Raw genomic sequence first — 12677 nt, forward strand, 5'->3', positions numbered from 1 at the left:
CATTCCAGTATCGCCGCTTCCCGAATGCCCATATCATCTCATATGACGGGGCAAACCGCTTACAGTTTAGCGCCATGCTCCCACCACGATCCCATACCACCTCGGCGTAGATTGGGAAAGGTAAAAACCGCACAGGATGCACTGCCTCACCACTGCGATACCTCACTTTGTGATTCACCCATACCAGGCCGCTACAAACTCGCAGACATTCGGTTATCACATCTCTAATCCACGCCTGATAATCCGCCTCATCCCTTTGGTCAAAATAGCCATCACTCGCCTTCTGCAACCAGGCATTATGCTTATGCATTCCGCTGCCATTGGGCGATGTAGGCAGGGTGTTGTATGGTGGGCTTGTCACCACGGCGTCAACGCTGTTATCGGCCATGCCGCGCATCACCTCCAGGCAGTCACCTTCGATGAGCGTGAACTCAGGCATGGCGCGCCTCTTTGTAGTAGCGTTCCGCTTCCCCCAGCCACGCCGCGCAGGTGCGCGCGCGTGCGAGGGCCGTGGCCGTGTCGCCTGCCTCCAATTCGCGCACCGTCTGCTCCCACTGCCAACGCGCCTTTTCGCAGAGTAGCGACACCGGCGTGATAGGGTGGTCGGGGTCGCCAAGCGGGGCGGCGTCCTCATCTCGCAGCGCGTCGAGCGCGCTTCCCACGTCGGCCACGAACCAGGGCCATTCTTGCGCGAAAGCCTGGCCTGGGCACTCGGTGCGCTCATCCTCTCTGTGCATCCGCAGCGCCCTCTCATCGAGGCCCGCGTCGTAGAGCAGGCGCGCCGCAAGGGTGGCTGTGGCATCCCACTGCGTAACGGGCGGGGTATGGTCGGTGAACAGGCCCCACATCTCGATGTGGCGCGCCCCCGCGTTGTGCCCGCTCACGCCGATACCGTCCTTGCTTATGTCGAAGGTCGGCCAGGTGCTACCATCCGGCCCTACAATCCAGTGCGGCCAGGCGTCCCAGCCCCGGCCTTTCCAATAGGTGATCGTGGCGTCCACCGAGGGCTGGCCGTAAAAGGGCGCGTCAATGCCGGTATGATGGATGTAGAGCGCCCGCCAGGGCGTCGTCTTACTCTCCGGTGGTATATTGCGCGATTCTGCGATGATGGGCGGGGTAGACACGAGCGACACGCCGCCCCACGCGGCCACGGCGCGGGCGATGGTCTCCGTCACGTCGAACGACTCCCAATCCCATGTCGGGCCGGACGTGTACAGAAAGGCCGCCTTGATGTACTCGTCCTGCGAGAGTTGCGCGTCGTACCAGGCGAGCTGGTCTAGGTAGTGCTCTGTGCCGTCCGTAAATGCCTTCCACCCTTGGCGGTCGCCGCCGTCTATGCCGCACTCCGTAATCAGCGTCGGCGGCATGGCCACGCCGATACCGGCCAGCTCTTGCGCTACAAAGCGATGGCGCAGGGTATGCCAGGCATGGTCGCGCATCATGTCCGGGAAACCGTATTCGTGCAGGCCTAGGTAGTCCGCACCGTCCAGCGCCGGGGCGATGATCCACCAGGCGCGGCTGTTGGCATCGGCGGCGCGCAGTTGTGGCGTGCCTCGCGCAAAGTTGCCCACCACGGCGCGCAGTCCGGCCTCGTGCACGAGCTGCACCGCGCGGCGTGTAAACGCCACCCAGGCGGGCAGCGCGCTCTCGCTGGTGTCTGGCTCATTGCCGATCTCAATAGCGTGCGCCCAAGAGCGCGCCCGGAAAAACGGGCCATAGGTGAGCCACCAGGCGTCTGCGCCGTCCGCGCCAAGATGGATAAACCTGTTCTGTAGCGCGTCCACGTCCGGGGTGCGGATGATGTATTGCAGGTCGCCCCACGGCGGCGTGCTGGGCGGGTCAACGAGCTTGACGCAGCGTAGGCGCGGCGCAACCTCCTTGGCCCATTCGGGCATACGGATCCACTGCAGGGACAATTTAGACACCCGCCACCGCCTTGCATTTCTGCTGGAATATGCTATACTCAGGGTGCTGAGGGAACCTATAGCGTGGTGCGGCTTTCTTTTTTATGACACCCATGATCTTTTGCGCTGGTTCCCTCAGCAAGAACCGCCCAAGATCGTGGGTGTCACCTTTTGTGAGAGGAGCAAGATGCTTGATCGCGTTTGTGAGATTTGCGGTACTCACTTCTCTACCGTTCCTTCTCAGGTCGCGCGTGGATTTGGAAAATATTGTAGTAGAGCCTGTTCTCACGAGGCGCGCAAGCGCCCTCTCGCGCAGCGTTTTTGGGCCAAGGTTGACAAGTCCGCTGGCGCGGATGGGTGTTGGTTGTGGATGGCAAGCGCAGACGCCAAAGGCTATGGCCATATCAGTATTGGAACAAGGCTGAAAAGGGCATCTCGTGTCGCCTATGAACTCTGCATTGGCCCTATCCCTGGGGGGCTTTGCGTCTGTCATCACTGTGATAACCCTACCTGTGTCAATCCCTCGCATCTCTTCCTGGGAACTAGATCTGATAACGCCAAGGATATGGTCAACAAAGGCAGGCATGTAGCACAGGCGCATCCTGAAAAGCTGCAACACGGCAACGCCCATTTCTCTCGACGCCATCCTGAATGTGTGGCGCGTGGGGAGGGCCACTACAGCCATAAACACCCCGAGCAGAGGCTGCGTGGCGAAAGGAACGGGCAGGCAAAGCTTACAGAAGCGCAGGTGCGCGAGATCCGCGTGCGCTATGTCCACGGGACGCCCAGCCAGACCGCCATTGCCAGAGAGTATGGCGTTTCGCGACGCGCTATCCGCAATATCCTCGCCGGGAAGTCCTGGAGGCATATCCTCTGTCCATAACTTGCTCATTCGTCGCTCCCGAATAGCTCGTTGAGCTGTTCCGCCGTGGCTCCCAGCTTTTCGAGCAGGGCGCGGCGCAAGTCGCCGTCGGCAATAGTGAATAGCGGGCGCGGCGGATGCATCACCAGGGCAATGAGCAGCGTCACCGCCTCGCCGCGCAACTTGCGGCGAATGAGCGGCGCATCAACGCGCCACTGATAGCCCACCTCGTCACCGTCCCGCCGCTCCTGGAATCCCGTAGCCTCGCGTTCCGCGTCGGTCATCCTGAGCTTGTGTGAGAGCGGGTAGAGGATAGCGTGCTCTCCCACGCTGTACTCGCGCACGTTATTCACGCACGCGGCGGCGTTGATGAACTCCCAAACCGTAAAATCAAACTCCCGAACCTCATGAGCCTCCACTGTGCCTTCCTCCTCCTATACTGGTGCGGACGTGTGTTGATCCACCGTCCCGCTAAACGTACTTGCCGCCTGCGATGCCGTGCCCGAACTGAGCGGATGTGTGTGCGTGCCATCCTGGAGCACCGCTTTTGACCAATAGGGGCTACCCCCGCCAGCGGAATCGCTCATATAGAAATACTTCTCCGTTGCACCCGTCCCGCTGCTTACGATCTGTTTGTCCAGAAAATTGGTGTTGGTGTTGGTAGACCCTGATAGCGTGATCGCGCCGTTGCTGATCGTGCCTGTCGCCGTGAAGTGGTGGGGGTGCAGGCCATAGGCGGTGTAGAACGCGCTCAGGTCTACGCCATCCACCGTGGCACCTAGCGCGGAAAGGACGATGTTGCCCGCGTTCACAGTGATCCCCGTGCAGGTCAGCGCAGCACAGGCGAGCTGCCCCACCAGGCCACGGCGCGCGATGGTGTCCCCGGATGCCGTGTCCGACTCCGGGAAGCCGTTGAGATAGGTCACGTTGAGGAGGGGAACTTTTGTGGCGCTGCTCACGGTAAAGGGCGGAGTGCCAGTGCTCACGCTAGAGATCAGTACCCGTCCGGTCAGGTCGCCGCTGGCGCTGCGCAGGGCGATGGTGTTCCCCGTAGCGGCGGTGGTGCTGGAATGCCCGTTGAGCAGATAGGCGTTGAGGTTCGTCACCTCGGTCTGCGAGGCGACCACGAACGGCGCGCCGCTGGCCGTGGGGATGGTACTGGTATACTGAGTAGCCGATACCGTCCCCGCCAACACCGCCGACGTTGCGCCGCCCGGCGTAACGTGATAGCTGCCGTGAACGAGTGCGCTCGCGTAAACGCTCTTGCCCGTGGCCGTAATGTCGCCGGCCACGGCGAGGGCCGTGCCGGTGTCGCCGGGCTTGAGGTAGTAATTGACGCTCTGTACCAGCCCCGCCGCGTTGATGAGTTGGTTGGCGTCACGCACGGGGATTTTGCTCGCCTCGCTGGCCTCGGTCGCATGGTAGCCGTCGTGCAGGTCGGAGTCGAAGTAGAGCACCTTGGTAGAGGTGAGCGGCACCGAGAGCGGCGCGGCCCCCGCCGCCCCACAGGTGATCTGGCCGGTGAAACTACCCAGCACGCTGTACACATTCGACCAACGCGTTGCCGTGTCGCCGCACTTGATCGTGTTGTTCGCTGATGGGTAGAATGTACCGTTGCCCAGAATGACGGTATGCGTGGCATTCCACAGGTAGATGCTGGCCCGGTCGGTCTTGATGTTTAGCAGCGAGGCGGTGCGGTTGAGATAGGTGTTGGCGTCGGTCACGTAGACTGCATTACCCTGCGCCGTGACGTTACCTGCGAACGTAGCGCTGCCCGTCGCAGCTGCCAGCGTAATCGTCGTGGTCGTGTCCGCCTTGCGCACCACCACATCGCGCCCGGCAGTGGTGGGGTAGAGCGCGGAACCGGAATCCGTCCAGTATTGCGCCGGTGCCGCCGCCCACGAAAGCGTGCCAGACCCGTTATCGTAGAGATACCCCGCGGCGTGTGCTGCGGGCCAACTGTAATCCAAGCCCTTGATGCGCTCGAGGTTGCCATCCGAGCTGGCCGCCTTGAACGATAGCACCCCCGCCGCAGTATAGCCGCAGATGTCACCGTTCGCGCCGCCAATGGCCACGCGATAGCTCCCGTAGGTGGCCTCGGTGGTAGACCAATAGGCGGTGCCCGAGTCGAATAGGATCAGGTTGGCATTAGTGGAGCCGCCGCCGTAGGAGTTGCCGGCGAAGAGCTGTAGCGCATACTGTGTCCGCAGTCCGCCAGCATCGGGCATGCGCCCGAAGCAACCCCATTTGCGCGCCCCCACGCCGCCATACTGGGCTTCCAATCCGACGGTTTGCTCTGTAGAGCCGCCGCCCGCATCACGATAGATCAGCACATCACCATCATCGTTGATCCAGGTTGCCAGTGTGCCGTTGGCGCGTTTGGTCTGGAACACGCTATCCGCGCCCGTGGGGATAATGCTCGCCGCAAGCGTGGCTGCGACTGCACGCCGGGCCATGATGGAGCCGTCGGTGCCGCTGATGGTGACCAACTCTAGCCCGGTGTGTTCGTCGCCCGCGTACCAGTGGGCGATAGAGCCGTCGTAAAAGTGCGCGTCGGCGTCATCGTTCAGGCCCTTATAGAGGTTCAGTCGCCCGACGTTTTCGTGCCCATCGCCGGAAGAGAGACGCCCAGCAGTGAAACAGTGCACCGTGCCCACGCTACCATTTTGCGCTTCCAGCCCTATCTTTTGCGTCGTGCCATCGTTGCCATAGATGAGCACGTCACCGGTGTTTTCCAACAGGTAGGCGAGGGTAGAGTCGGCGCGGTAAAGACGAAAGGCCCCGCCGCCCAGCACGTGCACGTCATCCCCGGAGGTGCGCGGGAACAGATACGGGTCGCCGCCATTGGCCGCCCGATCCCAGTAGCAGCCGCCGGTTACCGAAGAGGCAAAGGTGATCTGGTGCGCGCTGGGACTGTTGCCGGTGATGACCATGCCCGTGCCCGCAACGTATGTCCAGATACCAGAGTCCGGTGTTACCGTCTGCGCGCCGACGACCATGACCGCCTTGTGCACGTGGTCGCCCGTCACCATGTCGCGGTTGGCAATGGTGCCCATCGCGTTCGCCGCGCCTACGGCCACCGGCGTGGCGTAGCGCGGGAAGACCGGAATGCCCGGCGCGAGGCGGTGATAGGTGCCCCCCTGCTTCTGCTTCTGGTTGGGTTCCTTTTCGCCCCAGCGAATCTCCAACTTTAGGACGCGGTTGGGGAAGGTAAACTTGATCGCGGCGATGGTAGCCGCCTCGCTGACAATGCCCAGGCGGGTGTTGTTGCGCAGCACAATGTCACCGACGTAATACTCGGCCAGCCAGCGGCAGGCCCCGCCCGCCGCCGCGCTCGCCTCAAACTCCGCCTCAAAGCCCTCTTTTAGGCCGAACTGCGCGAGCTGTAGCTCGACCTGGTTGTGCACGGTCTCGTTGCACGCGCCCTCCCAGCGCCCCCACGCCGTTCTGAGGGTGGTGTCGGAGGCCACCAGAGAGTAGCCCATGCCGTGCATGTCGGTGACGAGGAGCTGCCAGTCCCGATACCGCGAGGCGCTGGGCACCAGCACATCCGCAAAGTCATTGATGATGACGCGGCTTGCGCCGGTGCTTTTGTTCGTGCCGTTGTTAGGCACCGCCGTGGCAAAAGTAAACGTCACCGCGCCGCCGGATACCGTGGGACGCAACTCCCAGCCTACACCGTGATCTTTGGCGTAGGCGGCGATGACCTCATCTAGGAAGCCCTCGCCCTCGCGGTAACTGTCCACCGTGCCCGCCGTCGTATTGGCGGCCACAACCAGCGTGCCCCACGTCCAGGCGCGGCTATTGCCGTCCACGTCGGTGCCACACGTGGCCGCGACCGCCGTCTGCCTGACCATCTCTTTCAGGAAGTCATCTACCCCGCCGGTGACGTTGATCCAGCCAATGGTTGCGCCGTCCCAGTGGTAGACCTGGCGAGAGTGGAGCAGGTACTCCACGCCCACACAAGAGACGGTGAGATAATCCTGCTCGGCGGTCTTGCCGTATTGCTCGCGCACCTTCCCGATCAATCCCCATAGCGCCTGCGCGCTCTGCTCGTAGGGGGTAATGCGGATCATCTGCAACACGTCGGGGTCAATGTAGGACGCGGCGCGCCCGTGCGCGGGGAGCTTGAAGGAGCACGTTTCCAGCCGGTGCGCCGTCGCGCCCGGTATCGCCGTGCCCTCAAAGTCCTGCGCTTCCTCGTTGAGCGAACACAACGCGACGCCGTTGCTGTCGCAGAGGTCGAAGCGCCAGTCATCCCAACGCGCAATTGCGGGAACGGTCATCGTCATTTATGATCACCCATGCTGACTGTGGCGCGGATAAAACGTCGTGGCAATCGTCGCCGTGCCCGACGTGGCGCTAAAAACCAGGTTATTCGTGCCATACTTGGCATAGACCATTGTGCTGGTTGCGCTCCGTTTGCCCCACCAGTTCGTCGCCGATCCGCCCGACGGCGTGTAGAGCACGCTAATCGCGGAGGGGTCGAGCACCATCACCACCACGTCGCCGTTGCTGACCGTGCCCTCCAATTCTACCCAGTGCCCATAGGCGTCGGTCACCTTCGGGTTCACCGTGGCCGTCGCCGTGCCGGTGTAGGTGAGGGTCAGATAGCCGTTGAGGTTACCGGTGTTGGCACAGGATAGATTGACCGGCGTCGCACCGTTGAAGGCGCTCGCCCCCGTTACCGCCGTGGGATTCCAGAAGGTCGGGTCGGGCGCGTAGAACTTGAGCGTCACCTCTGTCCACGCCTTCGTCGCCGCCGGAATCCACTTACTGTCGTCGAACGGCTCTGCCAGCCCGCAGCGGATGCTACGCTGGTTGTTGGCCCAGGAGGTGTAGGTGAGCGTGCCCAGCCCGTCGCCGCGCGCGTCCACCGCAAAGTGCGCGCCCAGCGCGGCGAGGTTGGTCACGACGTTGCTGTAGCTGGAGCCGTACACCAACAGGTCGGCCTCGAAGGTGCGTGCGGTGCGGTTGTACGCCTGGAACTGTTCCGGCGGCGTCTTGGTCGCCACCTGCACCGAGACGGGTTTCGCCGTGTCGTTGTAAATGCCCCGAATAGCGCGCAGCTTGTACGTCGAGCCGTCGTTGAGGTTGAGCACCGTGCTCGCGCTATTGGTGTAGCTCAGGTCGTTGGCGGCCATTAGTACGCCCCCCCTGGCACATAGTTCTCGCCGATAAGGATGTTCACCGCCTCGGCCAGACGCGCCACAACCGTGGTACTGGAAAGCAGCGCATCGCCCAGCCCAAAGATGTTGATAGTGACGGGCTGCACGCCCTGCGCCTGGTCGCCGCCCGCCGGCGTTCCCACCGCGGGCGCCGGCGTCGTGGGTGTGGTAGCCATGCCCGCCGGAACACCGCCCGTGCCGATCATCGCCCCCGCCGCGTTGAGCTGGCGCACCAGCTCGCCAATGAGCGCCGCGTCAATGCCCGTCTCCGCCGCTGCGTTCTGCGCCACGACCACGCCAGCAATGGCTTCCATCACTGCCTTGATCTTGTTCGCCGTCTCCACGGCTCTCGTGAGCGCGTCGCCCCACTGCGTGCCGATAGAGACCAGCGCCGGAACCAGCACGCCAACCGCCGCTTTCATCGCCGCTACGAACTTGTACAGCCAGGACACCAGCCCGCCCACGGCGGTCTCCGAGGCGTTGAGATTAAAGTCCTTCAGCCCCTTCAGCATCTCGCCCAAGCTAAGCACCTCAAAGATGCTCTTGATCTGCCCGCCTACCTCCGCTGCCGCGCCAAGAGCCTTGTCCGCGAATCCCGCCTTGACGCGCAATAGCGCGTTGGCAATGAGTGGCGCGGCTACTTCCAGCGCGGCCAGGTATGCGGTCAAGAAGGGCACGAACGTCGGTGCGGGCGGCACCACCGCCGTGAGCTGCACCCCCAGGATGTCGAACAGCTTTTTGACGTTATCGGCCAGCCCCGCCGCCGTGGAGAGCATGGTGTCGCCGATCTTGGCTTTGACCGCCATGATCACCTCGGCAGCGCGAATGGCCGCCCCCGCTGCCAGTGCCCCCCAGAGGGTGAGGTCGGGGAACTTGTCGGGTACTTGGAGCTTGGCCAGGTCAGCGCCGATGATAGCAAACAGCTTGCTGAACGTGTCGGCTACGCCCGTTGCGGCCATGAGCACGTCCGGGCCGATGGCCGCCTCCACTGCGCGGATCACCTCCACCACGCGGATAGCGACGCCGGCCATGAGCGCGCCCCAGCGTTCCAGGTCGGGCATCTCTTTGGGCAGCGCTATCTTGCTAAAGTCGGGCATGACCCCGAACAGCTTGGCGAACTTGTCGGCAATGCCCGCCTCGCCGCCCGTTTCGTTGAGCGTGTTCGCGCCCATGATGGCCTCGGCCTCTTTCATGGCCCGCGCCGCCGTCACCGCACCGTCACGAATGGCATTGCCCCACGCTGCCCAGTCAATCGCCGCCGGGCCGCCCTTCATATTCGAGAGTTGCGAGAACACCCCCAGCACTTTGCCGATGAGGTCGGTCGCGGCACTCAGCGCGTCGCGGGTGCCCTGGTCGAGTCCACCCACCAGGCCGTTTACCAGGTCAATGGCTATCTGCCAGGTTTCCTTCGATGGCGAATGGCTGTTCGCTTCGTCGCGCATCCCGCCGATGATGTTGGCGATCAGCCGCTTGGCCCCGTCAGCCAGTTCCTGCGCCTTGCGCGTCAGCCCCTCTTTCAGGCCGTTGAACATATCCTCGCCGAGCCTCTGCATCTGCGCGGGCAGGCCAGAGAAGAAGGCTTTGATCGCGTCCCAGGCGTCCCGCGCCGTCTGTCCGATGATCGCCCATGCGTCAACCCACACCGCCTTCAGCTCTGCTATCATGTCAAACCAGAGGGTACGCAACTGCACCTGGAAAATGCGCAGATAGCCCTCCACCGTTTCCTTGAACGCGGATACCGTGTTCTGTAGGGTTTGCCACGCCCCCGCCCAGTCCCCCTGAATAGCCTGCATCACCGCCGTCAGAATGCCCTGGATCACGTTGATGACCGTGCTCACGATGACCTGAATCGCGCCCATCACCGTGGTGACAACGGCCTGAATCGCAGGCCACACCGCATTGAACACGGCAAAGATGATGTCCATTGACGTGCTGATGATGGTCTGAATCGCGGGGAGATTCTCGCGGATGATGTCGGCGATGGTGGTGATAACGCTGACCACCACGGGCATAACCGCCTTAACCACCGTGGCGATGACCGAGAACACCTGCGCGAACACGGGCATCATCGCCTTGATGATGTCCAACACCAGCGGCACAACCGTCTGAATCACCTGACCCAGCGCGGGCCATACCGCATTCCAAATGGCCTGAATGGAGGTCATGACCGAGGCCACGGTATCGCGGATGAGAGGCAGGTTGCCGACAATCCAGGTGATGATCGTGCCAATGACCGAGGCTACCACCGGCGCGATCTGTCCGAGGGCCGTGGTGATCATGCCCCCGGCCTGCGCGAACACCGGCCCCAGCGTGGCCATGATCGGGCCGATGTTGGCAGAGAGGGTGTTGAATACCTGGAGCACCGAGGGCATGACCGCCTGCACGCGCGCCGCAAAGGTCTCGACCTTGCCGGTGATAAAGTCGAGCACCGGGCCGATCACCGCCGCCGCCTTGGGCGCATCCGCCCCCAGCAGGTCAGGCAACACCGAGATAGCCCCGGCCTTGATACCCTTCGCGCCCCCACCGACAGCGGAGAATGCCTTTTGCGCCGATGCCGCTGCGCTCTGCGCTTTGCTCATGCCAGCGGTCAGCCCCGCGCCGATGCGCTTGCCAAAGGCAGCGATGGCGGTCATGTTCTTTTCGTCGGTGAGCACGTTCAGGAAGCTCGCCATTGGCCCCTGCAAGGCTTCCCACACGCCCTTGCTCATATCGCGCTTGACGATGTTCATCGTCTCTTTGATCGTGGAGCCGAGGCCAGCCAGCGAGGTCGCCTGATCTTTGGCCGCGCCCTCAAAGCCGCTGCCCTTCATCTCTTCCCCGAACGCCTTGAAAAAGCCCGCCGCGCCGACCGTGCCCTCAGACACGTCCGAGAGTTGCTTGCCCATGCGCGCCAGAATGTCATTGACCGGCACGCCCGCGCCGACCAGCTGCAGCATGTCATCGCCCATGAGCTTGCCCTTGCCACGAATCTGGCCCATGACCAGGCCAAGCTGCTGGATCACCTGGTCGCTCTTGCCCGTGGCCGCTGCAAAGTCCACAAGCTGCGTTACCAGGCCCTTGGCTTCCTCGCGGGTTGCGCCAAAGGCCATGCTCGTCTTCAGCGCGTCGCCGATCATGCCGCTCTCAAAGGGCGACTGCGCACCCATCTTTTCCACCCAGCGCAGCAGGTCCGCCGCGATAGGAGCCGCCGCGTCACGCGCCGCGTTAAGGTCGAGCTGCCCCGTGGTGACGCTCTTGGTCACGTTGACGAGCTGGTTGCTCTTGGCCGTCAGCGCGGCCATCGCCGCCTGCTCTTCGGAGAGCTTGCCCCGCACCTTGTCCAGAGCAATGACTTCCTTTTCCTTTTGCGCCGCCGAGAGCTTGCCGTTTGCCAGCGCCGCCGCCGTCTTTTGCTCCTGAATACTCACCGCGTTGCTGTGCTCGCGCACCGCCTGCTGCAAGTCCTGGAGCTTTTCCGTTTCTTTGGCCGTGAGCTGTACGCGCACCTGCCCCGCCGCCACGACCTCCGTGGTGCCCTTCATCAGCTCTTTGGTGACCATCGCCCCCAACGAGGCTTGCATCCGCTGTTGATCTGCCACGGCGGTGTAGGACGCGCCGAGGTTGTTTTTCAGCGCGTTCGCCGCCGCGCTGATACCGCCCAGCGCCAGTTGCCCCAACGCCGTGCCCAGGGCCACCGTCTTGGCGCTGATGCCCGCCATCGCCGCACCCGCGCCAGAGGCCGCCGAGCCGAGGCCACCCATCGCTGCGCCCACCGACTTGGCCGCGCCCGACGCGCCCGACGCCTTGCCCGCAAAGCCAGACGTTTCACCGCCCAGCCCTTGCAACGAGGAACGCGCCTTGTTCAGCACCGCGCTCATTTCGTCCTTGGCGGAAAGCACCACCCTCAGTTCCGCCGCCGTCATCGCCATTCGCTATTTCCTCTCGCTTTGGAGGCGGGTTATCACGCGCTCTAGCACGTCCTCTGGACACTCGCACAAGTCGCGCCAACTCCACTGCATCGCTACCATCACCTCCGCGTCAGATTTGTTCTGCGCGTCCCATGCCTCCCAAAACGCATCCCGGCTGAGCCGGGTCACGATACGTTTTTTGGTGCTTCCTCCGCCTGTTCCTTTTCCATCGCGGCGATGTGTTCGCTAAGCACCGCCTCGATTTCGGCGGCCACATCCTCTTTGAGGCTTGCGAATGCCTTTTCCGTCACGCGCACCGGCTTGTCGTGGTCGTCCACGAGCGCCCAGTCCACGATCCAGGCCAGCCAACGCATCTTTTCAGCGCGGGCCATGTCCAACTCGAACTCTGGAATATCCGCGCCGCCGTCCTGGAGCTTCATGGCCGTGCGCCCCCAGGAGTTGAACTTGAGCGCCATGACCTCGCCGTGGTTCAGGCGCGTCTTGACCTCGATCCACCCGCCGCCTGGCAAGTCCAGCACCTTCGTTTCCGCCGTCACAAAGCCTCGTCTGCTGCTCACTCCTCTGGCCTCCCCTCTCCCGTTATCCCAATCGTTGTCTCACTGCGCGCGATCACCTGCGCGTTGCGCCAGCGCCACACCCGTGGCCCCACGGCCAACACCAGGGTGAAGCGCCCGCCGTGCTCTAGCAGAAACTCGTCAAAGGCGGCGAGGGCCGCCGTGACCGACGCGCCCCCGCCCGTGGTCTGCAACTGCCAGCGGCCCAGCAGCGCCGCCTCGCGTCCCGCCGAAAGCAACCGCCCGCTTATTCCACTGGCTTGCATTCTTTACCAGTCCCT

Annotated in this window: 9 protein-coding genes; 1 reads left to right on the top strand and 8 read right to left on the bottom strand. The window is 63.2% G+C overall.

Annotated elements, in window-relative coordinates; all coding sequences use genetic code 11:
• Both WC683_07955 and WC683_07960 read right to left on the bottom strand, forming a co-directional pair.
• Positions 1–439: DNA methyltransferase (locus WC683_07955; GenBank protein MFA4972534.1), on the bottom strand; the 439-nt coding region annotated here is incomplete at its 3' end.
• The gene (locus tag WC683_07960) at positions 432–1925 is read right to left on the bottom strand and encodes a peptidoglycan recognition family protein (protein ID MFA4972535.1); all 1494 of its coding nucleotides are present in this window, start codon (positions 1923–1925) and stop codon (positions 432–434) included. The genes WC683_07960 and WC683_07955, both read right to left, overlap by 8 nt.
• 349 nt (positions 1926–2274) lie before the next feature.
• On the opposite strand from WC683_07960, the gene WC683_07965 reads away from it, so the two are divergent.
• On the top strand, positions 2275–2787 hold the full coding sequence (locus WC683_07965) for an HNH endonuclease (protein MFA4972536.1): 513 nt from the start codon (positions 2275–2277) through the stop codon (positions 2785–2787).
• Positions 2788–2792: 5 nt separating this feature from the next.
• Here the strand turns inward: WC683_07965 and WC683_07970 are convergent, their stop codons facing one another.
• The 6 genes from WC683_07970 to WC683_07995 form a co-directional block, all read right to left on the bottom strand.
• Complete coding sequence (locus WC683_07970) at positions 2793–3185, bottom strand: hypothetical protein (GenBank protein ID MFA4972537.1); 393 nt, start codon at positions 3183–3185, stop codon at positions 2793–2795.
• Positions 3186–3200: 15 nt separating this feature from the next.
• Positions 3201–7058 (bottom strand): hypothetical protein, encoded by a 3858-nt coding sequence (locus tag WC683_07975; GenBank protein MFA4972538.1) that lies wholly within the window; start codon positions 7056–7058, stop codon positions 3201–3203.
• A gap of 6 nt (positions 7059–7064) precedes the next feature.
• Positions 7065–7910: a hypothetical protein gene (locus WC683_07980; GenBank protein MFA4972539.1), complete on the bottom strand. Its 846-nt coding sequence runs from the start codon at positions 7908–7910 to the stop codon at positions 7065–7067.
• Positions 7910–11842 (bottom strand): hypothetical protein, encoded by a 3933-nt coding sequence (locus WC683_07985; GenBank protein ID MFA4972540.1) that lies wholly within the window; start codon positions 11840–11842, stop codon positions 7910–7912. Before WC683_07985 ends, WC683_07980 begins: the two co-directional genes overlap by 1 nt.
• A gap of 164 nt (positions 11843–12006) precedes the next feature.
• Positions 12007–12399 carry a hypothetical protein gene (locus WC683_07990; GenBank protein ID MFA4972541.1) on the bottom strand — a complete coding sequence of 131 codons (393 nt, stop codon included), beginning with the start codon at positions 12397–12399 and terminating at the stop codon, positions 12007–12009.
• A complete protein-coding gene (locus tag WC683_07995) occupies positions 12396–12662 on the bottom strand; it encodes a hypothetical protein (protein ID MFA4972542.1) in 267 nt (88 codons plus the stop codon). The genes WC683_07990 and WC683_07995 overlap by 4 nt, the downstream gene beginning before the upstream one ends.
• Positions 12663–12677 lie beyond the last annotated feature (15 nt).

It is taken from the genome of bacterium, from assembly GCA_041648665.1.
Classification (GTDB): domain Bacteria; phylum UBA10199; class UBA10199; order 2-02-FULL-44-16; family JAAZCA01; genus JAFGMW01.